Origin of the sequence: Paenibacillus sp. RC73, assembly GCF_044908085.1 — a bacterium.
GTDB lineage: Bacteria > Bacillota > Bacilli > Paenibacillales > Paenibacillaceae > Paenibacillus > Paenibacillus terrae_A.
The window spans coordinates 350,437-372,742 of sequence record NZ_JBIYCV010000007.1 but is presented as its reverse complement, the minus strand read 5'-3'; the positions used below and the strand labels follow the sequence as shown (position 1 = coordinate 372,742).

22 protein-coding genes and 1 other annotated feature are annotated in these 22,306 nt (G+C 48.6%); all 22 genes read right to left on the bottom strand.

Annotated elements, in window-relative coordinates; all coding sequences use genetic code 11:
• Positions 1–2: 2 nt before the first annotated feature.
• The 22 genes from ABH897_RS19030 to hemL all read right to left on the bottom strand — a co-directional run bounded on the left by ABH897_RS19030 (position 3) and on the right by hemL (position 22,300).
• Positions 3–740 (bottom strand): Spo0B domain-containing protein, encoded by a 738-nt coding sequence (locus ABH897_RS19030; RefSeq protein ID WP_283652992.1) that lies wholly within the window; start codon positions 738–740, stop codon positions 3–5.
• A gap of 147 nt (positions 741–887) precedes the next feature.
• On the bottom strand, positions 888–1,205 hold the full coding sequence (gene rpmA, locus ABH897_RS19025; protein WP_014277581.1) for a 50S ribosomal protein L27: 318 nt from the start codon (positions 1,203–1,205) through the stop codon (positions 888–890).
• A 5-nt stretch (positions 1,206–1,210) separates the two neighbouring features.
• Positions 1,211–1,549, bottom strand: a complete 339-nt coding sequence (locus ABH897_RS19020) for a ribosomal-processing cysteine protease Prp (RefSeq protein WP_283652993.1) — start codon at positions 1,547–1,549, stop codon at positions 1,211–1,213.
• A gap of 13 nt (positions 1,550–1,562) precedes the next feature.
• The gene (gene rplU / locus ABH897_RS19015) at positions 1,563–1,874 is read right to left on the bottom strand and encodes a 50S ribosomal protein L21 (protein WP_014277583.1); all 312 of its coding nucleotides are present in this window, start codon (positions 1,872–1,874) and stop codon (positions 1,563–1,565) included.
• A gap of 13 nt (positions 1,875–1,887) precedes the next feature.
• Positions 1,888–1,975, bottom strand: a sequence feature (ribosomal protein L21 leader region).
• Positions 1,976–2,071: 96 nt separating this feature from the next.
• The gene (locus ABH897_RS19010) at positions 2,072–3,256 is read right to left on the bottom strand and encodes an Rne/Rng family ribonuclease (RefSeq protein WP_283652994.1); all 1,185 of its coding nucleotides are present in this window, start codon (positions 3,254–3,256) and stop codon (positions 2,072–2,074) included.
• 61 nt (positions 3,257–3,317) lie between these two features.
• Positions 3,318–4,196 (bottom strand): M50 family metallopeptidase, encoded by an 879-nt coding sequence (locus ABH897_RS19005; protein WP_283652995.1) that lies wholly within the window; start codon positions 4,194–4,196, stop codon positions 3,318–3,320.
• Positions 4,189–5,034, bottom strand: coding sequence for a M23 family metallopeptidase (locus ABH897_RS19000; RefSeq protein WP_283652996.1), 846 nt, complete (start codon positions 5,032–5,034; stop codon positions 4,189–4,191). Before ABH897_RS19000 ends, ABH897_RS19005 begins: the two co-directional genes overlap by 8 nt.
• Positions 5,035–5,542: 508 nt before the next feature.
• Complete coding sequence (gene minD / locus ABH897_RS18995) at positions 5,543–6,340, bottom strand: septum site-determining protein MinD (RefSeq protein ID WP_014277587.1); 798 nt, start codon at positions 6,338–6,340, stop codon at positions 5,543–5,545.
• A gap of 3 nt (positions 6,341–6,343) precedes the next feature.
• Positions 6,344–7,006 carry a septum site-determining protein MinC gene (minC, locus tag ABH897_RS18990; RefSeq protein ID WP_014277588.1) on the bottom strand — a complete coding sequence of 221 codons (663 nt, stop codon included), beginning with the start codon at positions 7,004–7,006 and terminating at the stop codon, positions 6,344–6,346.
• Positions 7,007–7,088: 82 nt separating this feature from the next.
• Positions 7,089–7,619, bottom strand: a complete 531-nt coding sequence (gene mreD, locus ABH897_RS18985; RefSeq protein ID WP_283652997.1) for a rod shape-determining protein MreD — start codon at positions 7,617–7,619, stop codon at positions 7,089–7,091.
• Positions 7,619–8,446 (bottom strand): rod shape-determining protein MreC, encoded by an 828-nt coding sequence (mreC, locus tag ABH897_RS18980; protein WP_327204664.1) that lies wholly within the window; start codon positions 8,444–8,446, stop codon positions 7,619–7,621. Before mreC ends, mreD begins: the two co-directional genes overlap by 1 nt.
• A 49-nt stretch (positions 8,447–8,495) precedes the next feature.
• Positions 8,496–9,530 carry a rod shape-determining protein gene (locus ABH897_RS18975; RefSeq protein ID WP_283652998.1) on the bottom strand — a complete coding sequence of 345 codons (1,035 nt, stop codon included), beginning with the start codon at positions 9,528–9,530 and terminating at the stop codon, positions 8,496–8,498.
• 106 nt (positions 9,531–9,636) lie between these two features.
• The gene (gene radC, locus ABH897_RS18970; RefSeq protein WP_404581051.1) at positions 9,637–10,329 is read right to left on the bottom strand and encodes a RadC family protein; all 693 of its coding nucleotides are present in this window, start codon (positions 10,327–10,329) and stop codon (positions 9,637–9,639) included.
• A 13-nt stretch (positions 10,330–10,342) separates the two neighbouring features.
• Positions 10,343–10,951 (bottom strand): Maf family protein, encoded by a 609-nt coding sequence (locus tag ABH897_RS18965; RefSeq protein WP_283652999.1) that lies wholly within the window; start codon positions 10,949–10,951, stop codon positions 10,343–10,345.
• A gap of 22 nt (positions 10,952–10,973) precedes the next feature.
• Entirely contained in the window at positions 10,974–11,216 is a 243-nt protein-coding gene (locus ABH897_RS18960; protein ID WP_044645689.1) for a DUF4321 domain-containing protein, read from the bottom strand.
• A 121-nt stretch (positions 11,217–11,337) separates the two neighbouring features.
• The gene (locus ABH897_RS18955; protein ID WP_404592555.1) at positions 11,338–12,606 is read right to left on the bottom strand and encodes an SPOR domain-containing protein; all 1,269 of its coding nucleotides are present in this window, start codon (positions 12,604–12,606) and stop codon (positions 11,338–11,340) included.
• 165 nt (positions 12,607–12,771) lie between these two features.
• A complete protein-coding gene (murC, locus tag ABH897_RS18950) occupies positions 12,772–14,151 on the bottom strand; it encodes a UDP-N-acetylmuramate--L-alanine ligase (RefSeq protein ID WP_283656315.1) in 1,380 nt (459 codons plus the stop codon).
• A gap of 6 nt (positions 14,152–14,157) precedes the next feature.
• Positions 14,158–15,534 (bottom strand): bifunctional folylpolyglutamate synthase/dihydrofolate synthase, encoded by a 1,377-nt coding sequence (locus ABH897_RS18945; RefSeq protein ID WP_283653001.1) that lies wholly within the window; start codon positions 15,532–15,534, stop codon positions 14,158–14,160.
• Positions 15,535–15,570: 36 nt separating this feature from the next.
• Positions 15,571–18,237: a valine--tRNA ligase gene (locus tag ABH897_RS18940; protein WP_283653002.1), complete on the bottom strand. Its 2,667-nt coding sequence runs from the start codon at positions 18,235–18,237 to the stop codon at positions 15,571–15,573.
• A 408-nt stretch (positions 18,238–18,645) separates the two neighbouring features.
• Positions 18,646–19,962: a LysM peptidoglycan-binding domain-containing protein gene (locus ABH897_RS18935; protein WP_349361865.1), complete on the bottom strand. Its 1,317-nt coding sequence runs from the start codon at positions 19,960–19,962 to the stop codon at positions 18,646–18,648.
• Between the two features lie 125 nt (positions 19,963–20,087).
• A complete protein-coding gene (locus ABH897_RS18930) occupies positions 20,088–20,999 on the bottom strand; it encodes an RluA family pseudouridine synthase (protein ID WP_283653004.1) in 912 nt (303 codons plus the stop codon).
• A complete protein-coding gene (hemL, locus tag ABH897_RS18925) occupies positions 20,996–22,300 on the bottom strand; it encodes a glutamate-1-semialdehyde 2,1-aminomutase (RefSeq protein ID WP_283653005.1) in 1,305 nt (434 codons plus the stop codon). Before hemL ends, ABH897_RS18930 begins: the two co-directional genes overlap by 4 nt.
• Positions 22,301–22,306 lie beyond the last annotated feature (6 nt).

The window sequence follows — 22,306 nt, the reverse complement described above, 5'->3', positions numbered from 1 at the left end:
CCTTATGTCTGACACTGCATCCGAATTTGAAGCATTTCTCCCGTAGGAAGCTTCTCTGTTCGAATGCGTTCACTTCCGTGTCCGGATCTGACCTGCTTTAACAAATTCAAATCAGCAGGTACGTCACTGCCTTCAAACCGGACGATAACATCATTCTGATCCATACCGAAATAAAGTGTCAATCTGCGCACTTCTCCCCAGGACGACCGGCCCCCGCCATATTGATACGCACGTACCGTTTCTATGACGGCCGAGGCAAGCGACTCGCCGTCTTCGGGAGACATGACAGCGTCCAACTTTAAATGCTCCTCAACCTGAACCATCAACTGTAAATTTCCGGCGTTCACGCGAAAAGATTGCAAATAAAACACCAACGAGGGAATACCCAGCTTTGATATTTTACTGTCCTCTGCCACGCGCCCTTTTATTGTTTCCACATAAGCAGCCGATTTATCATGCTTATTCATACGAATATAGCCATAAAGCACCTGCAAGTCATTCATCCAGTCATGCCGGTGATGATTGAGAGCTGCGATAGCTGTACGCTCCAAAGAACGCAAAGCAGCTTTCCGCTCAGCTTCAACCTGTCTCTGTATATACCACATGCTAAAACAGGCGGCAATAACGGACCACGCGGCTAATATGATAATCGTTAGTGCTGCAGGATAGAGCAGTGAAAAAACCAAAGGAATCAGAATGGAACCCAACGCCAGATGAGGCGCTCTTATCCGCTGGAACATGGCTTCTCTCCGTTCTGCGATAATTAAAATGGATTAATAAAGAACCTTAATCCAGTATAGCACAGACTGACTTTCCAGTTCATTACCATCATACAAAAAAGCCTCCGACAAAATTGCCGGAGGCTTTTCAGCGTGTCTAAGCCGCTATTAAGCTTCTACAGTAGCTGCTACTGGAGCAACGTCGATCGGGTAGATGCTCACCTTTTTGCGATCACGGCCCCAACGTTCGAACTTCACAACGCCGTCCACTTTCGCGAACAGAGTGTCGTCCTTACCGATACCCACGTTCGTACCCGGGTGAATTTTCGTTCCGCGTTGACGAACCAGGATGCTACCGCCGGTAACTGCTTGACCGTCAGCACGTTTCACGCCAAGACGTTTCGATTGACTGTCACGTCCGTTTTTCGTGGAACCTACACCTTTTTTCGATGCGAATAATTGAAGATCCAATGTCAATTTCAACATGATGTCTACCTCCTTCTTTGTTTATTTTCTATTTGAATATACTTACCGTATGATTCAGCAATACTTGTCAACATAATCACCATGGATTCCAGCAACAGTTGTACCTGTGCGTTCACATCATGATGAACTTCAGGGGGAAGATACGCGCTCAAAAAGCCGTTTTCCATTTCCGATTCCATATCAACGTTTGTAAGAGCTTCAATCGAATTGACAGTTCCTACAGTTACCGCTGATACGCCGGCACATACGATATCCTCGCCAGATTTGGCATAATTCGCATGACCTTTAATGGAAAATCCCTGTATGCTGCCATCCTCCAGTCGTGTAATATGCACGATAATCACTTATCGCACCCTCTTACGCTTGGATTTTTCCAATCGTCACTTTCGTGTACGGTTGACGATGACCTTGCTTCACATGGTAGTTCTTTTTAGGTTTGTATTTGTATACAATGACCTTTTGGCCTTGACCATGTTTCTCAACTGTAGCTGTTACAGTAGCTCCGGAAAGAAGCGGTGTACCTGTTGTCAAGCCATTGTCGCTAGATACTGCCAGAACACGGTTGAACGTTACAGTTTCACCATCGGTAGCTTCCAACTTCTCGATGAACAATACATCGCCCTCTTGAACTTTGTATTGCTTACCACCTGTTTCAATAATTGCGTACATTTGCTTGCACCTCCTTATGTCTCAGACTCGCCTAATCGCAGGTGACAACATCCCTGAGGATGCTGTACTTCAGTACCTGATTGGAGCGGTTACAGCATGTGCAGCCAATCTTACGCATGACACATACTAAAAGATTGTAGCATAAGCTTCGTCCACATTCAACCTCTAGTTTAAAATGATTTTGGAAACGCATTGCCTTATAAAATCGTCTTTTCCTCACGCACCTTTTTTCGGGTCATTTCCAGAAGACCTAGCCGTGTCCAGCCAACGACATATGATTTGGTTCGGTCTTTTTTCAGCCTAGACTCCAGCACAGAGGACACTTCACGGCGGTTCTCCTCTTGTTCCATGTCAATAAAATCAATGATGATAATGCCCCCGATATCACGCACACGCACCAGTCGGGCAATCTCTTCAGCCGCTTCGATGTTAGTCCGGGTCACCGTCTCTTCCAGATTGCTGCCCCCCGTAAATTTCCCTGTGTTCACATCAATGACAGTCAGTGCCTCTGTATGGTCGATGATGATATATCCGCCGCCCTGAAGCCATACTTTTCGCGCAAAATCACGTTCCAGTTGCTCATGGATGCCATAGGCTTTAAATATGGTCTCTTCTGCACCACGAAATATGCGCACATGAGCTTTCTGCGGACTGATTTGACGTAGTAATATCTCCGCTTCCTTTGCCTGTTCCTCACTGTCAATAATCAGCTCATCCTGCTCCGGTGTAAACACATCCCGAATCAAACGCTGGACGATGCTCAAATCCCGGTGCAGCTCACATGGAGCCGAGTGTTCAGTAGCTTTACGCTGAATGGCTTTCCATTGCTGACGCAACTGGTTCAGGTCATTTTCAATCGCTTCTCTGCTCATTTCCTCCGAAACTGTACGGATAATGACTCCTTCTTCACCTGTTCGAAGCTGCTCTCCCATCGCTTTCAGACGAGCCCGTTCTCCCTCACGCTCGATCTTTTTGGATACAGCCACATAATCGGCGCGAGGCATGTATACAATCCAGCGACCCGGAAGTGAAAAATGAGTGGTTACTCTGGCCCCTTTGCTACCCACGGCCTCTTTCAACACCTGTACTACAATTTCCTGTCCCACCTTCAACAGCTCGGAAATGGACGGCTTCACCTCAGGTTGCTTTTCCAAATGGGCGTGAAGTACGTCATCCACATATAAAAAGGCATTCTTTCGCTGTCCAATGTCAACAAAGGCGGCTTGCATTCCCGGCAGTACATTGACGACTCTGGCTTTGAAAAAGGAACCCAGAATTCCCCGCTTTCGTGGCAATTCAGCTGCATATTCTACCAATCGTCCCTCTTCCAACAGTGCCATTTGGGTCATCTGTTGCTGGCATTGTACAATCATTTGCTTCATGGTTTTTCAACCTCTCTGGATACAGCCTCTTTCCTCAACTCCATAAAAACTTCTAACTTTTCTATTTAGGTTTAGTTTTTCCGCCCTCCGGCGGGCGCGCTGCAAAATAAGAGCGAATAAGGCGTTGCTCAGGCAATACAGCTACTATCCGTCCCTGCTCATTCATGACATAAATCATATGGTATCGGTCCCTTTTGAAAAGACGCAAAACAGGCTCCAAATGTTTCATAGGCAAGGATACAATTGGCAAGGCAATACTTCCCTTGGCCGCCTCGCGGTAAAAGAGCTCGTCCCTTCCCAGCAAAAAACGTATAAAACGATAGGGGATATTACGATAATCCACAATATTAGAATAAAGCAAAAAAATCCCTACCGCCAGCAGATTTAAATGCACAGGTCCATTTTGCCTTAATAACGGCGAAATACCATAGATACAAAATAGCAGGCTGGTCACGATGCTGGCTCGAAAAGTCCAAACTAGAGTACGGTGATACGGGATGAATAAGCTCATCAGCGCCTGCATTATTTTCCCGCCGTCCAGTGGTAAAATCGGGAGCAGATTGAACAGTGCAATGACGGCATTTCCCTGAATCATATAATTTATATATTCATGCTCCACCCCGCTCACATTTCTGAGCAATAGAAGGATGACAATCATAATTCCGTTTTGCAGAGGACCCGCCAGCGCAATGACAATCTCCTTCCACGCGTTGAGCTTCCCCTGATCGTCAATGACGGCCACCCCTCCAAAGGGTAGCATCTGTATGGTCAGCACCCGCGCCCCCAACAACGTGGCTGCTGTCGCATGCCCCAGCTCATGAATGAACACCAGCGTAAACAAAGTCATGATCTCGATAAAATGTCCTGTCAACACAGAGGTTAGCATCACCAGTACGAACAGTGGATGCAGAGACAAAGTCACACCCCGGACATTAATCAAGGGCTACCACTTCCGCCGGATCAATATACTGATTTCCTCTCTGCACCGCAAAAAACAGAGTCGCCGCCTCACTGCCACTATGGCCTGCTGGCAGCACACCGACCTCGTCCCCCTCCTGGACCCAATCATTCACCTTTAAGGTAGAGCGGGATAGACGTCCGTACGTTACCGTAATACCTCCAGTGTGACGAATCGTAATTGTAATTCCACTTTCCGGGTGATTAAATATGTCCAGCACACGTCCCGCATCTATACTTTTGACAGCGATTGCCTCATTACCAGCAGCATTGGGTGCAATTTCCACTCCTTTGAGACTTAGCGCAAATGGCTGTGTTATATTTCCTTGAATTGGCGGAGAGCCTTTGCGGACTGCGTTTACCTTGTGTGTCTCAGGCTCCTCTCCAAAGATCGGTAAAAAGGACGGGGCCCCATCAAAATAAGTTTCATACCATTGTCCGGCGGCTGCAAAATCCATATCCTTATTTAAGGCATCTGCGATAAACATTCTCAAATTGACGGCATAGGGAACATCCCAGCGAAATAATCCCCACACCAACCCAAATAGCATTGTAGCGAACACAGACCTGCGCCAAAAAGAAACCCAAAAAGACGGACGCCGGTTCTCCCCAAAAGATTGCTGCCAGCGTTGTCGTTCATTTTTCCATTCGGTTTCCGGGTCTCTGGGTCCGTTAGTACTGACTGCTGGCATCGGCTTCATTTCCTTGTTCCTGTACCTGTCCTGATTCATGCCTGAGGAATACTCTTCCGCTTTGTTTCTCGCGATCAGCTGCTGTATGCGTTCTTCTCTGCGCTGCTTGATTCCGGAGTTTTTATTCATCCTGTTCCAGCCCCCCAGCGAGGTATGTTTGGTACATCTTATGAGGACGGGCTTCAACTTATGTTGTCCGGTTCGGGATTACGTATCTGAAAATGAAAAAATCCGACGCAAGCGCACCGGATGTGATTGAATATATAGCAGCTATGTAGTGAGCCTTATATTAAGAACTAGGAATTATAGAAGTTAAAAAGACAAACCAAAAACACTTAAATAAGTTTATTACTTATTTAAGTGTTAGTTATTAAGATGAAAGGACTACGCGGCTTAAAAAAGCCTGTAATTCTTCGTACGTATCTTTCCTCTACATCCATACTCTTACTTAAAACAGTGTAGGAATTTTGCAGGCAGTAGCGAAGCGGGTGATTTGAATCTGAAGAAGCGAAGCGTTCGCCTTTGCCATGGGATTCTTACCACTAAACGTTTTACAAATAAAAGAATCCCGTGGCAACAGCGATCGTAAGATCAAATCACACGCGGAGCCGTCTCCAGCCATAACTCACTGTTTTCTTCATCCACCCATACCAAAAAATTTTTTAAAGCGAGTCATCACGCTTTTCTTCTGATCCAGCTGCATGAGCGGCACTGTGTCACCCAAAATCCGTCTAGCAATGTTACGGTAGGCAATCGCTGCCTGTGAATCCGGATTCATGACGGTAGGCTCTCCTGTATTGGCTGACTTGATTACCATTTCATCATCCGGCACAATCCCAATGAGGTCTATGCTAAGCACTTGTAAAATGCCGTCAATATCCAGCATATCCCCGGATTTGACCATGCTGTTACGGATACGGTTAACCACCAGTTTTGGTGAGATCACATGCGAGCTTTCCAGCAATCCGATAACCCGGTCAGCATCACGCACAGCAGCGTTTTCCGGTGTCGTTACGACAATGGCCTGATCCGCTCCGGCAATAGCATTTTTGAAGCCTTGCTCAATACCCGCAGGACAGTCAATCAATATATATTCAAAATCCTTTTTAAGCTCCAAAATAATATCCTTAACCTGCTCCGGCGTTACGGCACTCTTGTCCTTAGTTTGAGCAGCAGGCAGCATATACAGCTCCTCAAAGCGCTTATCCTTGACCAGAGCCTGATTTAAACGGCAACGACCTTCCGCTACATCGACCAGATCATAAATAATCCGGTTTTCCAGACCCATAACAACATCCAGATTACGCAAGCCGATATCCGTATCCACCAAGCACACCTTTTTGCCGAGCAGTGCCAGCGCTGTTCCTATATTGGCTGACGTCGTCGTTTTGCCGACGCCGCCTTTTCCTGAAGTGACGACGATAGCCTCTCCCATGTGCTACACCCCTTTGAACACGTTAAAATCGCGGCCCAGACGCACAATATTACTCATTTTATCTATTTGCATGGCGCCGTCCTTGAGATACGCAAATTCCATTCCGGATTCACGCGTCTCCCATTCATCGGGTGGACGACTGATCATTTCGGAAATTCGCAGCTGTGTTGGTGCAAAATAGGAGGCTGCGATAATTGCCTCGCCATTCCCCTCCATCCCCGCATGTGCCATACCTCGCAGGGCACCGAGGACATAGATATCACCAGTACACGTTATAATTCCACCGGGGTTCACATCTCCCAAAAAGAGCAAATTCCCGTTATGATGAAGCACCTGGCCTGAACGGATAATCCCTGTCACGGTGTGGATGGGAGCTTTCCCCTGCACTTCTGAAGGCAGCCCGGGTGATTCGACAGACCGTATGAGCAGATTCCCCTTCTGTCTCAAAATCTCCAGAATGCTTTCCTTCTGTTCCTCCGTCACTTCCCGGCTTCCCAGCTTAATGTCTACATGAATAATCGGGCCGGTTAAAATATTTTGATGACTGTGCTCCAGCTTGAAACGCAGCTCACCCAGCAAATCCTCAAACTCGCATTGATCGTCCAGAAGGAATACCAGGCCGTCTTTGATGCCTTTAATCGTGACATGATTCGATTTCACCGCCATTAGCCTGTCCCTCCTATCTCAATCATTTCGTCCCCGGAACGTGAAATCCCTGCTAACCCGGACAAAATGTGTGTAAAAAGACCTAGACCTTCTCTTCCTTTTTCACACGGATATCCAAACGCTGCAATTGCTTGCGGACTGGGACGTAAATGATGAGGGCGAACAGAAAATGGATAAATAAATCAGGAATCATATATTGTGCCAGCGCCCAATCAAAAGTCTGATGATTCAGCTGGAACAGATGATCAATGGCAAAAAGCATGGAATCCAGCAGAAAACTGCCGATCAGCACAGCTCCCATCATAATAGGCATTGGCGCACGTCGAGCTGTAAATACCAGCCCCAGCAAATAAGCCGACAATCCCATTGCAAAAGAGTAAGGTCCGATAATAAACCCGTAATACACAACGTCATGAATAAGCCCAAAAACAATACCCAGTACCAATGCCGTATGGCGACTATAATATACGGATACGAACAAAATGACGACATACACGAAATTCGGAACCATTCTCGGATGCCAACTATCCGGAAGAAGCCACGGAAGAATCGTTCCTTCAGCTATAAACAATACAAACAGCAGCAGTATTAAAACCTGACCGCGTATCTTCATTATTCCGGTACCTCAGGAGTGTAAAGAACGAGCAATTCTTTCCAATCCACGAAGCTGGCTGCCGGTTTGATAATCGCTGTACGTGTTTGTCCGAACTCGCCAACCTGGATTTTTTCTACCGTGCCGATCAACAGATTTTTACGGAACTTCCCGCCTGCTCCGGACGTAATGATCTGATCACCTTTTGCGATTGGATCATTTTCCTCAATGCGAGTCATTTGAAATCTGTTCGTAGCCGGATCATAACTTTCAATCATACCAAACGAATTATTTTCCTTGCCCAGTGCTGTCGCCGCAATAGCATAAGAATTTGGATTTTTAGGGTCTAATGTAGTCAATAGCGTAACTGTAGAAGTGAAATTCGCTGTGCGACTAATAACCCCTACAAACCCCTCAAGTGATCTGACTTCCTGACCAACCTTGGCCCCATCCTTTTCACCAATATCAATGACAAGCGTTTTGGAATCATTACTGACGCTATTTACCTGTGCAATCCGATAATCATATTGATTTTTGGACTTTTGCGTTTGGGTGAATTTCAGTTCTTGCTCAAGTCTGGCGTTTGTCTCTTTCAAGTTAGAAGTCTGAATCTGCTCGGCGGTTAACTGCGCTACAGCAATTTTCAACCGTTCATTTTCGCTATAAATGCTCCGCATATTCCCGATATCTTCAAAGAAGCCCGCTATTGCTGAAGCGGGCCTGTAAAAGATACCTTGCACAAAGCCAATTGAATCTCTGGCGAACTTTTCCGGCCAGGTTAAGGAATTTCTCTGTCCAAGTGTAATCCCCATAAGGGCAATAAACAGAACGATTCCGATCAATAGAATAAATAGTCTTTTATTGCCAAACAGCTTAAACAGTTCCTACACCCCCGATTCAACGTTTGGAACGGACGGCGGAACTGCTGCGCGATTTGAACAAATGAATATTTTCCAGCGCTCTGCCTGTACCGATTGCCACGCAATCCAGAGGATTTTCCGCTACGATAACCGGCATCCCAGTTTCAGCCGCCAACAACTTGTCCAAGTTACGCAAAAGTGCTCCGCCACCAGTCAATACGATACCTCTGTCCATAATGTCCGCCGCCAGCTCGGGAGGGCATTTTTCCAGTGTCACTTTGACTGCTTCCACAATTGCATTCACTGTATCGGACAACGCTTCACTGATTTCATCCGAAGTAATCGTAATCGTCTTCGGCAAACCTGTTACCAGATCACGTCCACGAATTTCCGACGTCTCCACTTGTTCCAGCGGCATTGCGGACCCGACTTCCATTTTCAACTGTTCTGAAGTCCGCTCACCAATCATCAGATTATATTGACGCTTCACGTATTGGATGATGGACTCGTCCATTTCATCACCAGCCACACGCACGGAACGGCTCGTCACAATCCCGCCCAGAGAAATAACCGCTACCTCGGTTGTACCTCCGCCGATATCAACAACCATACTACCCGTTGGCTCCCATACGGGAAGATCAGCGCCGATTGCAGCTGCAAACGGCTCCTCAATCGTGTACGCTTCCCGCGCGCCTGCTTGCTTCGTTGCATCTTCAACAGCACGCTGCTCCACCGCAGTAATGCCTGAAGGCACACAAACCATCACGTTCGGATGACGTGGAAACAAAGAACGTTGGGCTTGCGCCTGACGAATAAAATATTTGATCATCGTTGCAGTCGTGTCAAAATCCGCAATAACGCCATCCTTCATCGGACGGATCGCACGGATATTCCCCGGTGTACGACCAATCATTTTTTTTGCAGATTCACCAACCGCTTCAATGGTTTTTGTGTCTGTACGTAATGCGACTACAGAAGGTTCACGAACCACAATCCCTTTTCCTCTTACGTATACCAGCGTGTTTGCCGTCCCCAAGTCAATTCCTAAATCTTTTGTAAAGCCACCCAGCATGATGTTAATCTCCTTTTCTCTTCCCTGAAATCTGTTATCCATGTATAAACGGTTTATTCAGGCCGGCCTAGCCGGTCGGATTTAAATGTTTGATTTAAATAGTATATTATATCAGACCTTGTTCCTTCAAACTTACGAAGGTTCCGTCCCCGATCACGATATGATCGAGCACGTCGATGCCCACGATGTTGCCCGCTTCCATCAGGCGACGGGTCAACTGGACATCCTCCGGGCTTGGCTTCGGATCACCGCTCGGATGGTTATGAGCGCAAATAATCGAAGCACTGCTGCATTTGATCGCTGCCCGAAATACTTCACGAGGATGTACGATGGCGGCATTCAGGCTGCCCATGGATAGCGTTTCCTGGGCAATGACATGATTTTTAGTATTCAGGAACAGGCATACAAAATGCTCCTTCTGCAAATAACGAAGCTGCTCAAACAGCAAATCTGCCACGTCCCGTGGGCAACTGATCACCGGGGTCTCCAAATGGCGTGACAATGCCAACCGTCGCCCCAGTTCGATACCCGCTTTGAGCTGTATCGCCTTGGCATTGCCAATGCCTTTAATCTGGGTCAATTCGGTCATACTCATATCCACCAGTTGGCGCAAGTTCCCCGCCTGCTGCAAAATACGCTGCGCTAAATGCAACGATGACTCATTTTGTGTTCCCGTACGCAGCAATATTGCCAGCAACTCCGCGTTGCTTAAAGCTTCCGCCCCATATGTCATCATGCGCTCTCTTGGTCGTTCTTCATGAGGGAGGTCGCGAAGCATCAGTGTTGGCGACTCTAACATATGTTTATCCCCTTTAAGGTTGCAACACGCTCACTCCGAATTCGGACAACATGTCCGACAGCAGGGAAAGCGGCAATCCTACGACGTTAAAATAACAACCCTGAATAGATTCCACCAGCGTAGCACCCAAACCCTGAATGCCGTACGCTCCCGCTTTGTCAGACGGTTCGCCCGTATTCACATATGCCACAATTTGCTCATGGCTCAAAGGCTTCATCGTAACCTCCGTTTGGCGGTGTCTGACAAGCGTTTTGCCGGTTACGGTATGTATGCAGGCCACCCCAGTGAATACAAGGTGGGTTCTTCCCTGCAATGCTGTCAGCATGCGAACCGCGTCCGCATGGTCGGCAGGCTTACCCAGTACCAAACCATCCAGCACGACTATGGTATCACTGCCAATTACTAATCCACCTTCTTCGGATTGGCTGGCAATGTTCACGACCACTTCGGCTTTGCGTACCGCAAGGGTCTCCACAATTTGCTGAGGCGTCCAGCTCTCAGGCGTGCTTTCATCCGCATGACTCGGCATCACGTCAAAGGGTAGTCTAAGAAATGAAAGCAATTCCTTCCTTCTCGGTGAAGTCGATGCCAGAATAATGCGGGGCGTAATTTTCCCGTCCATAAGGGAAGCTCCTTTTCATCAGTTAGAGCCTGCGGTACAGCCAGAACGCGGCGATGATGCCGATCAGACTAAGCAGGCTCAATTCAAAATTTATCGTTATGTTGTAGCTGATAATATCCAGATCCGCTCTCGGCGACCAGGATATCGTAGTGGGGTGGGTCAGAAAGGAAAGGAATTTGATCGATTGAAGGGCTTTGGCAATCCATGCACCCAAGAGCCAACCGAGCAACAAAAACAGTATAAGCATTCCTACATTTTTTTTCATCCTGATCTTCCCTCGCCATTTTTTGACACCTTCATTATTATACGGTGATTTCAACTGCAATACAAACAGAAATCCGGCATGGGGAACTATTTCCAGTTCCTTGCCGGAAAACATTGAGAATCTATTGTTTTATAAATTGTATAAATTCCTTCTCATGCAAAACATATTCCATCATCGAAGACTGAATTTCCCAAATGTGCTCCTTGGCTGTGTTCTTGTTATATTCTCCAAGTGCCGAGACTGCACTGTTCATCGCCTTTTCCAGCGTGGATGCGGAAGCAGCCGCTTCCTTCGGCAGACCGGAGGGAAGCGCAGCGATATTTTGTGTCCACTGCTGATGCAGATCGTTCAGTTCCTTCATTTCGGTGGCATTTGCCTTACCTGATCCGCCTGCTTCAAGCAAGGATGAGGAAAGCCCGCTCAGCTTGCCGACCAAAGTGCTGCTTAGCTGAAAAAAGATAGTGAGCTTTTCACCATCGCCCCCATAAGCTGCTTTTTCGAATCCAGGCAGTTGAAGCTCACGGACATACAGCTCAACTCCTTGTGTTCTCAGTTGATTGCTGAGCAGCTTGGCCTGTTCCCTGTCTGGCGATATTCCTGCATAGACTCGGTTCTGATCCTCGGTGTCCCCACCGGCGGCAATGCCTGCCTTCAACAGCTCTTCCTTTGCTTGCAAAGCCCGTTCAGGGGTGCTGAATACTCCGTATTGCAGCAGGTAATAGGTTTGTGGGGGGACCTGAGCCGATACAACTGTAACAGGAGCGGAATTCTCTTTTACAGATGGTGTATGTGTACTAACTGATTCTTTAAAAACCGGTATAGCCTCCTCTGTTGACGGATCTGATCCAGGAACAGCTCCACCTCCGTTAAAAAGCAGCAACATGATGTATCCAAACATCCCCCCGGTCATCAACGCACTGGCTACTGAGCCAATCAGCTTCCATCTGGAGGGATGGGGCGGACGCTTTCGGTACTCTTGACTGGAACGATGAGTTTCTTCTTCATCCTCTTCCGTACGATCTGGCAGAAAATCCGTATCTGACCAGGAAGCTGCTGATCGCCCAAACGGATCATCCCATCCTTCCTTCACGATGGGGGCAGGAGCAAAACGCCGCCTCGTACTAGGTCTATTCACGCCCGAAGGCTCGTTAATTTCTGAAATTCGTTCAGTCCCGTTGTTTGCACCTATGCCGCTAATTCTTTCCATTCTTTCATGCTGGTTAGCAGCTTGATACTGTTTCTCGCTTTCAGACCGTTCTGCTTCTTTATTTGTTTCACGCTGCTGGCTAGTTATCGGCCTGTTTTTGTATGGAAGCACCTGTAGCTTTTCCTCACGGCTTGTCTCCGGCGTCTGTTGCTCAAACCGGAATGTCATCTTTGCCTTGTTCACGGATGCACTCCCTCCTTGTCCCATACTTCCTCATAGTCTGTTGTATGAGTCAGGAAGAGAAAATATGCCCTGGACATTACAAAAAAGGGTATCCCGAAGACACGTTTCGTGTTCGGAATACCCTTGATGGTAGTATTTCATCAGCGTAACACTTTATGCATCTTGTTACACTTGCTGCTCGCGCAGATGACGTGCTAGCGCGTCGCCTGCTTTCCAGATATCTCCCGCGCCCATTGTCAGCACAAGATCGCCCGGCTGAAGACGATCCTTCAACTCGTCGATAACAGCTTCCTTGGTTGGCAGATAGATGGCATTCGCGTTGCTGTTCTGGACGATTAAATCCACGAGTTTCGAAGAATGCACACCTTCAATTTGTTTTTCTCCCGCTGGAGAATAAATGTCGGTAATAATGACTTCATTCGCCTCACTGAACGCACGACTGAACGCATCCAGCAGGAAAAAAGTACGGCTGTAGCGTTGCGGCTGGAACACAGCAATAATACGCTTACCAGTCACTGTAGCTGCACTAATCGTAGCCTCAATCTCTGTTGGATGATGAGCATAGTCATCAATAACAAGAATGTCATTGCTTTCGCCTAGCACCTGAAAACGACGCTTCGCTCCGTGAAACTCCACAATAGCCGCAGCAATTTGCTCAAATGGGATGCCTGCTTCCAAGCAAGAAATTACACTAGCCATAGCGTTGTACAGATTATGTTTACCCGGTACAGACAATTCGATGGTTCCAAGCGCCGTCCCTTTGCGATTCATGGTAAAGCTTAAACGACGGTCACCCAACTGGATATCCGTTGCCGTATAATCTGCTTCATGCTCGACTCCATAGGTAATGACTCGAGTCTGAATCTGAGGCAGCATTTCCCGTACGTTCTGATCATCAGCACATACGATAGCCGCGCCATCCGGCCGGATTTGACCCAAGAACTGTACGTAGGCACTTTTCAGACGATTAAAGTCGCCATCATAATTTTCCAAATGATCGGCTTCAATGTTGGTTACGATACCTTGCCAAGGATGATATTGCAGAAAAGAACCATCGCTCTCATCCGCCTCGGCAACGACAAACTCGCTTTTGCCTGCTTTGGCATTCGTCCCCAAATTCGTGATTTCGCCGCCAATAATGTATGTTGGATCGACATTACATCTCTCCATAACCAGAGCGATCATCGAGGAGGTTGTCGTTTTGCCGTGCGCTCCCGCAACAGCTACTCCCTTACGCTCGTTAAGCAACCGTGCGAGCATCTGGGAACGATGCAGGGTCGGAATATTCAATTCCTCTGCTGCCACCCGCTCCACATTGTCACGGGACAGTGCCGTCGAATAAACGACAATGTCCGCGCCTGTAACGTGCTCAGGCGTGTGCCCGAGATATATTTTTGCGCCTTTCGCCGCCAGTTTTTCTGTCAGCTCCTGTGATGCCACATCTGAGCCTGTCACGGTATATCCCATCTCCAGCATGACCCGAGCAATCGCGCTCATCCCGTAACCGCCGATACCGATAAAATGAACATGTTCCGAAGTAATCAACAAATTTCACCAACCTTTTTCCGAATCGGTTTGATACATAAGGGTAGCCCGTACATCCGCAATGAGATACAGTGTTCCGGACACCACCCCCAGATCCTCCGCTTCCGTATGTGACTGAAGCAAGCGAAGAGCCTTTTTCCAGTCACCTTCTACAATAATTTTCAAATCCGTTTTGGCATAGGACGGCCGCAGCTTCTCCACGAGATGAGCCAGTTCAGCGGCATTCATTTTGCGGCGGAAATCGGGCTCGGTCAGGATAAGCGTATCCACTAGTGGCAGTATATGCTGCAAGTATGCTTCATGATGCTTGTTTGACAGCATACCCATCATTAAAACCATTTTTCGGTACGAATACAGTTGGGGAAGACTCTTTGCCAGCGTCTGCGCCCCTTCTGGATTATGAGCACCGTCAATAACAATTCGCGGCGAACTGCTGACCTGTTCCAGACGACCTGCCCAGGCTGCTTCTCTAAAGCCCTCCAGTAGTTCAGCGTCATCCAGCACAAAAGCCATATACTGACGAAGCACCTCAAGCGTCATCAAAGCTCCTGCCGCATTAGCACATTGATGCTCGCCTAACAACGTGATGCCGATTTCCATGTGTCGGAAGGGTCCCGCAAACGAAAAAGTCTGTCCTGTTTCGTCCCCATTCAGCCGTTCATACGTAAACTGTTCTCCTGCTAGATACAAGGTAGCTCCCTGCATTGCCGCCGTTTCCCGTATAACCTGAATAGCCTCTGGCTGAGATACACAACTAACAACAGGTACGCCTGGCTTGATAATTCCAGCCTTTTCGCCTGCGATCTGTTCGAGTGTATCCCCTAAAATATCCGTATGGTCATAGCCTACATTCGTAATGACCGAGACGATAGGACTCACGATATTAGTTACATCCATCCTTCCCCCGAGGCCCGTCTCCCATACCACAACATCTGGAAAAGTCACCGTTGCATAATATAAAATAGCCAACGCTGTCGATACCTCAAACATCGTGGGTGATCCCAAATCACTGGCCGCGATTTCCTTGACCAACGGATACAAACGATTGGCAAGCAAGACCAGTGTATCATCGGGAATATCCGTCCCGTTGAATTGGAATCGGTTCGTAAACCGGGTGATATACGGAGACGTAAAGGTTCCCACATCATAACCGCATTTCAGCAGAACAGAGGTTAAGAAAGCACAGGTCGAGCCCTTGCCGTTGGTTCCCGCAATATGCACAAATTTAAGATGCCGTTGCGGATCCCCCAACATGCTCATTAACTTCTCAATCCGTTCCAGTCCGGGTCTGATTCCGAACGGAATCAAACCGTTAATCCATTCCACTGCTTCATCATAGCTTTGTAAAGGAGCCACTCCCCCGCCCCTGATTGTATCTGACATCCTCTTCACCTTCAGGTCATTTTATAGTTAGTGGAATTATCCCTTGAGTTCTTCAATCCGTGCGATAACTTTGGCGCGCTTATCCGAATAATCGGCTTTCTTGGCCTTCTCTTCCTCGATGACTTTGGCTGGTGCCTTCGCCACGAAGCCTTGGTTGGACAGCTTTTTCTCCACGCGCTCCACTTCACTGTTCAAATGCTGAAGCTCTTTTTCCAGTCTGCTAATTTCCTGGGCAATATCAAGCAGCCCGGCTAACGGCAGGTATAGCTCTGCTCCGCTGACTACAGAAGTCATGGCTTTATCTGGAACAGAGAGTTCCAATCCCGTGTCGAATTCAGACGTATTACAGAATCGACGTACATATTCCCCATTGCGGTTAATGATATCGAGAACGGCTTGATCGCCGGGTTTTACGAGCAATTCGATCTTTTTACTCATCGGCACGTTCACTTCAGAACGGATATTCCGCACTGCGCGAATCACGTCGATCAGCAAATTCATTTCAGCTACCGCATCCTTGTCCTCGAAAGCCGAATCGTAAACAGGCCAAGCGGCCAGTGTAATCGTTTCGCCTTCATGCGGAAGATGCTGCCATATTTCCTCGGAGATAAACGGCATGAACGGATGAATCATGCGCAGTGTCCGATCCAGCACATACGCCAGTACGGACTGTGTTTTCTTTTTCGCCTCTGCATTCTCGCCATACAGGGAAAGCTTCGCAAACTCGATGTACCAGTCGCACAAGTCATCCCAAATAAAGTTGTACAGAAGGCGGCCTGTCTCGCCAAATTCATAAGCATCTATTAGACGCGTGATATCGCGTGAAGTTTCGTTCAAACGGTGAAGGATCCAGCGATCCGCTGTGCTCAAATCACCGGTAATGTCGATATCGGCCGCAGTGACCCCTTCCAGATTCATCAGCGCAAAGCGTGACGCATTCCAGATTTTATTGGCAAAGTTACGTGCCTGCTCTACCCGTTCCCAACGGAAGCGAAGGTCCTGTCCAGGCGTGCTGCTGGTAGAAATCATATACCGCATGGCATCCGTGCCATATTGGTCGATTACGTCGAGCGGATCAACACCATTGCCAAGGGATTTGGACATTTTTCTACCTTCCGCATCACGAACCAGTCCGTGCATAAGCACGTCCTTGAACGGAATCTCTTCCGTAAACTCCAGTGCGGTAAAGATCATCCGCGACACCCAGAAATAGATAATGTCATACCCTGTAACCAGAACATTGGTCGGGTAGTAGCGTTGGAGATCCTCAGTCTGCTCAGGCCAACCCAATGTCGAAAACGGCCACAAACCAGAGCTGAACCATGTATCCAGCACGTCCTCATCCTGTTTCAGCTTTCTGCCAGCATATTCAGGCAAGGTTGTAGGATCCTCTGCCGATACAATAACTTCTCCGGTTTCTTCATCGTACCAAGCCGGAATACGGTGTCCCCACCACAATTGACGGGAAATACACCAGTCACGCACATTTTCAATCCAGTGCAGATAAGTACGCTCAAAGCGATCCGGGACAAAGTTTACACCATTGCCAGCCTTCTGCACTTCAATCGCTTTGGCTGCCAGAGGCTTCATTTCCACGAACCATTGTGTAGACAGATAAGGTTCTACAACCGCACCTGTACGCTCGCTGTGGCCCACCTGATGCACATGCTCCTCGATACGGAGCAGCACGCCCTGCTCTTTCAGGTCAGCGACGATTTGCTTACGGCAATCGCTGCGATCAAGACCCTGATATTTGCCTGCTTCGGCGTTCATCGTACCTGTTTCGTCCATAACGGTAATCTGTGGCAACTGGTGACGTTGCCCCATTTCAAAGTCGTTCGGATCATGAGCTGGCGTAATTTTAACCGCACCGCTACCGAAGTCTTTTTCTACGTAGTCATCCGCAATGACCGGAATTTCCCGCCCGATAATCGGAAGCACGAGTGTTTTGCCGATCATATGCTTGTACCGTTCATCCTCAGGATGTACGGCTACCGCTGTATCGCCCAGCATGGTTTCAGGACGCGTGGTGGCTACAGTGATAAACCCACTGCCATCTTGAAGCGGATATTGCAGGTGATACAGATTTCCGTTTACCTCTTTGTATTCCACTTCAATATCTGATAGAGCCGTACGTGCAGCAGGGTCCCAGTTAATGATGCGTTTACCGCGATAAATCAGGCCCTTCTTGTACAGCTTGACGAATACTTCGCGAACGGCTTGAGACAACCCGTCATCCAGCGTAAAACGCTCACGCGAATAATCGAGAGAGAATCCCATTTTTTCCCATTGATTATGAATGTTGTCCAGGTAGAGATCCTTCCATTCCCAAACCTTCTCCAAAAATTTCTCGCGTCCCAGATCGTAGCGCGTCAAGCCTTCCTCACGCAGCTTCTGCTCTACCTTCGTCTGGGTGGCAATGCCCGCATGGTCTGCCCCTGGCAGCCACAATGCGTCATAGCCCTGCATCCGCTTGGTGCGGATAATAATGTCCTGCAAAGTAAAATCAAGAGCATGTCCAATGTGCAGCATGCCTGTAACATTCGGTGGTGGAATAACGATTGTAAAAGGCTCTGCCTCTGGAAGTCGTCCAGCGCGGAAATACCCCTTCTCCATCCACGTTTTGTACCATTTTTTCTCGGCTGATTTTGGATCGTACGTTGTCGGCATTTCCAAGGTTGTCTTGTTGTCTTGTTCTGACATATCAGGATACCTCCATGATTTTTCAATTGGCAAATAAAAAAAGCCCTTCATCCTCAAAGGACGAAAGGCTGTTCTCTCGCGGTACCACCTTTGTTTCACCCCTAGTGTATGTATCCACTGATCCATTACACATGGTGTGACACTTATGCAGATAACGGCTGCGGACCGGCCTTATTCTACCGTGAACCTCGTACCTTCCGTTGGGATTAAATGAGGGACCGTTCGAACAGGCGACTCCCGGGTGACTTCGGCCAGTAGCTTCCTGCGGAACCTCACAGCGCTGCAATTCCACTCTCTGAAGGGCTTGCTGCCTACTCTTCCCGATCTCAGTCTTTCAATAGCTATACCACATCATACATTTCCCATTGACTATAGTCAACACCCGTTGCTCATTTTCCAATGACCGAATTAAGGGATGTACAATACCTGCCCTTCTTCTACATGATGCTCTGCCAGCTTGTTATACAGTTGAAGCTCCCGTGTGCTGAGTTGATAGCGATCAGCGATCGTTTCTAGTGTATCTTCACGCTGAACGATGCATAATCGGACCTTGCGGAACGGCGTTTCATCCTGTGTATGGAAAAAAAGGTTTTTCCATTTGGCATCCTCACGCTCTTCTTGGGCTTCCTGCCCCTGCGGTTCTTGCTCCAGTTGCTGCTGGTATTCCGCTTCCTTCACCGAACGACTGGATTGTAGCAATGATGAGTAGACCACCGGGTCCGGCTCGTCTGCTTTTTCGTTCTTTTTGCTGTTCAGCGCCACGCGCATCTCCGGTTTATCGTCTGCAACAGTGTCCTGGGACACAGCGTCCACCTGCTCTAATGTCTCACGTCTAAAATCATCCACCTGACCTGCTTCCAGCTGCGGCTCCAGATAGATCTCTGGCTCCGTCGCGTGATGCGGTTCAGCCAGCAAAGGATCATAGACCACATTGGGAGCTGTGGAGGATATTTTCGGCTCACTTCCCGTCCATGCTTCCTCTTGCTGAAATCCCCATACTTCTGGTGTCTCATGCTCATGCTTTACCTCGGAAGTGCTGTCTTCAACAGCTTTACCCGTCCAAGGCTCATAGATCCGGTTCGGGTCTACAGCAGACTCGTAAGCTTGGTGTTCCGGTGATGACTTCTGCTCCCCATACTCCTGTGATGGCTGTTCCCAGGAAGCGTACTCCTGCTGAGCTGGCACCCTGTATGAAGATTCAGACTCCGTCGTATGATCGGATACAGAATTCTGAGTGGCATAAGTTTCTTCCTGACGCTGCTCTGCATTCGCGGAAAAGGGGCGAGCGGGATGTTCAGGTGCGTGCACCACCGTAAATTCCTCATCCAGCCAAACCGCTGTCTCCTCCGCATGGGAGCTTTCCACCCCGTGCAGGGAGAGAACACCTGTAATATTCAGACTACGTAATGATAGCAGGTCCACATCGAAATTCTCAATCTCAACTGAAATGTCTTCCAATCTTCCTACCCGATTCAGTGGAATCGTAATTTCCACAGGGATCAAATGATGAAGCTCATTCATTACCTGTTCAGGTGTGCGGTACACGCCCTCCAGCAGCAAATGCCCTCGCAAAGCGGCATGGTCGCCGTGGGTTACAACCTGAATGCGTGGCAGAAGCTCAATTTCCTCCAACTCAGCAATCCCGGCAGCTTCCTCCGTCAAATGAATGCGTTCATAAATATCAAAACGCAAGCCTTGCGGCTGATCATTCTGTTGTTTGTTCAAGGATGGCATCCTCCTTTGGGCAGCCTCCGCACATCCTCTGACTCCTGTCAGGCGCACGGAAACTCCATATTGCAAACCGTTTCTAGGTTCAAGTATATGCGCCAAAATAGAAGGCATGCCATCTTTTATAGCTGTTGATGCAGCTTTTGAAAATCATCCGGCCAAGCATCTTCCACAGTAATCGTTTCACCGCTCAGCGGATGACGGAAGGTAAGACGCTCTCCGTGCAGCGCCTGCCTGCCAAAATCAGCAGCCCGTCCCCCGTATAATACATCCCCCAATAACGGATAGCCCGCATGGCTAAGATGAACGCGAATCTGGTGCGTTCGGCCTGTTTCCAGTGTTAAATATACGAGGCTAACCGCCTTTTGACCGCTCCCCCACACTTCACCAAGCTCCACATGGGTAACCGCGCTCTGTCCGGTCGAAGAAACACGGCGACGCTGCTTGTGATGCCTGTCCTTGCCAATCGGCCAATTCAGCGTCCGCAGTGATGAAGGGACTTCACCCCGTACCAAAGCCACATAACGGCGACCGATATCTTTGGCCCGCATCTGCTCGTCCAGCTTGAGCAACGCGAATTCATTTTTGGCATACAGCACCGGGCCTGTCGTATCCGTATCCAGTCGATGCACATGCCGTACTGCCGCATGGATGCCATTCATCTCATAATACGATGCGACCGCATGATCCAACGTCAGTGGTCCCTCTTTTACAGCTCCGTCCGGATGTACCGCCATACCCGCCGGTTTGTGTGCGACCAAGCAAAAATCATCCTCATACAGCACCTTCAAATCATACCAGCGAGGAATCACGCCAAGGTTTGTAACGGGAAAAAGGGCCAGCCGCAGCCGGTCCCCCGCAAGTTCAATCTGCTTTTCATGTCGCAGTCTGCGCCACAGCTTGTCCGGTAGCTCCAAACGGTTCAGCAACCAATGATCTACAGCATCGGTGTAATGTTCACCCTCTGTGATTTCCCGTCCCGGTGTGACTTCCAGCCACGGTCCCCGTCTTTTCCAGCCGCCCTGCCAGCTCATAGATGTTTGAGCGCGCGATAGTTCGCTTCAATGGTAGCATCAATATCTTCCACCGTATGCACACCCGACACAAACATGCCCTCAAATTGGGATGGCGCCACACTGACCCCCTCGTTCACCAATTCGGTAAAGTAACGGCGGAAGTGGTCCTGATTACTTGTTTTGGCTGTATCAAAATTGACAACCTTCTCCTCCGTGAAAAAAGGACAAACCATGGAACCCACACGGTTGATCGTGACAGGTATACCCAACTCACGTGCATTACGCTCGAATCCGGCCTGAAGCCGGGCTGCCCGTTCTTCCAGTCGATCATATACTTCTGGCGTCAGCAATTTAAGCGTCGAATAGCCTGCTGCCATAGCCAGCGGATTTCCGCTAAGCGTACCCGCCTGATAGATCGGACCGGAAGGAGCAATCTGTTCCAGAATATCGCGACGTCCGCCATAAGCACCTACAGGCAGACCTCCGCCAATGACTTTACCCAGGCATGTGAGATCCGGGGTCACACCAAAGCGACCTTGAGCTGAATGAAGTCCTACCCGGAATCCGGTCATGACTTCATCAAAAATCAGCAGGCTTCCATACTGCCGGGTTACTTCGCGCAGTCCTTCCAAAAATCCGGGTTGTGGCGGTACGACTCCCATATTTCCGGCTACTGGCTCGACAATAATGGCGGCAATTTCCTCGCCAAATTTTTCAAAGGCCAGTTTCACCGAAGCCAAATCATTGTAAGGAACGGTGATCGTGTGTGAAGCCACGACCTCAGGTACACCGGGGCTGTCGGGCAGACCCAGTGTTGCCACACCAGAGCCTGCTTTAATCAGCAAGCTGTCCGCGTGACCATGATAAGAGCCTTCAAATTTAAGGATTTTGCTGCGGCTCGTAAATCCGCGTGCGAGTCGAATCGCACTCATCGTCGCCTCGGTTCCCGAGTTGACCATACGAACGATATCCATAGAAGGAACACGCTCACAAACGAGCTTCGCCATTTCGGTTTCCGCTAACGTCGGCGCTCCGAAACTGGTTCCTTTGACAACTGCAGCCTGTAAAGCCTTAACGACCTCAGGATGCGCATGTCCCATAATGAGCGGTCCCCATGAACATACATAGTCAATATAGGATTGACCGTCGATATCATATACCCGCGATCCTTCTCCACGGTCGATATAAACAGGCGTAATGCCGACGGATTTAAAAGCCCGGACCGGACTGTTTACGCCACCCGGAATATATTGCTTTGCCTCATCAAAGGCTACTTTGGAGCGCGCATCCTCGCGCACTGTTCGTTGTTCGTTGATCATTCTGAT

Bases quoted from the DNA above. Each gene is read 5' to 3' on its own strand.
- mreD (WP_283652997.1), bottom strand. From the start codon at position 7,619: ATGAAGATACGCGGTCAGGTTTTAATACTGCTGCTGTTTGTATTGTTT.
- ABH897_RS18940 (WP_283653002.1), bottom strand. From the start codon at position 18,237: ATGTCAGAACAAGACAACAAGACAACCTTGGAAATGCCGACAACGTAC.
- ABH897_RS18945 (WP_283653001.1), bottom strand. From the start codon at position 15,534: ATGTCAGATACAATCAGGGGCGGGGGAGTGGCTCCTTTACAAAGCTAT.
- ABH897_RS18965 (WP_283652999.1), bottom strand. From the start codon at position 10,951: ATGGACGGGAAAATTACGCCCCGCATTATTCTGGCATCGACTTCACCG.
- rpmA (WP_014277581.1), bottom strand. From the start codon at position 1,205: ATGTTGAAATTGACATTGGATCTTCAATTATTCGCATCGAAAAAAGGT.
- minD (WP_014277587.1), bottom strand. From the start codon at position 6,340: ATGGGAGAGGCTATCGTCGTCACTTCAGGAAAAGGCGGCGTCGGCAAA.
- radC (WP_404581051.1), bottom strand. From the start codon at position 10,329: ATGTTAGAGTCGCCAACACTGATGCTTCGCGACCTCCCTCATGAAGAA.
- rplU (WP_014277583.1), bottom strand. From the start codon at position 1,874: ATGTACGCAATTATTGAAACAGGTGGTAAGCAATACAAAGTTCAAGAG.
- ABH897_RS19030 (WP_283652992.1), bottom strand. From the start codon at position 740: ATGTTCCAGCGGATAAGAGCGCCTCATCTGGCGTTGGGTTCCATTCTG.
- ABH897_RS18975 (WP_283652998.1), bottom strand. From the start codon at position 9,530: ATGCTGGGTGGCTTTACAAAAGATTTAGGAATTGACTTGGGGACGGCA.
- ABH897_RS18960 (WP_044645689.1), bottom strand. From the start codon at position 11,216: ATGAAAAAAAATGTAGGAATGCTTATACTGTTTTTGTTGCTCGGTTGG.
- ABH897_RS18930 (WP_283653004.1), bottom strand. From the start codon at position 20,999: ATGAGCTGGCAGGGCGGCTGGAAAAGACGGGGACCGTGGCTGGAAGTC.
- ABH897_RS19000 (WP_283652996.1), bottom strand. From the start codon at position 5,034: ATGAATAAAAACTCCGGAATCAAGCAGCGCAGAGAAGAACGCATACAG.
- minC (WP_014277588.1), bottom strand. From the start codon at position 7,006: ATGGCGGTGAAATCGAATCATGTCACGATTAAAGGCATCAAAGACGGC.
- ABH897_RS19010 (WP_283652994.1), bottom strand. From the start codon at position 3,256: ATGAAGCAAATGATTGTACAATGCCAGCAACAGATGACCCAAATGGCA.
- hemL (WP_283653005.1), bottom strand. From the start codon at position 22,300: ATGATCAACGAACAACGAACAGTGCGCGAGGATGCGCGCTCCAAAGTA.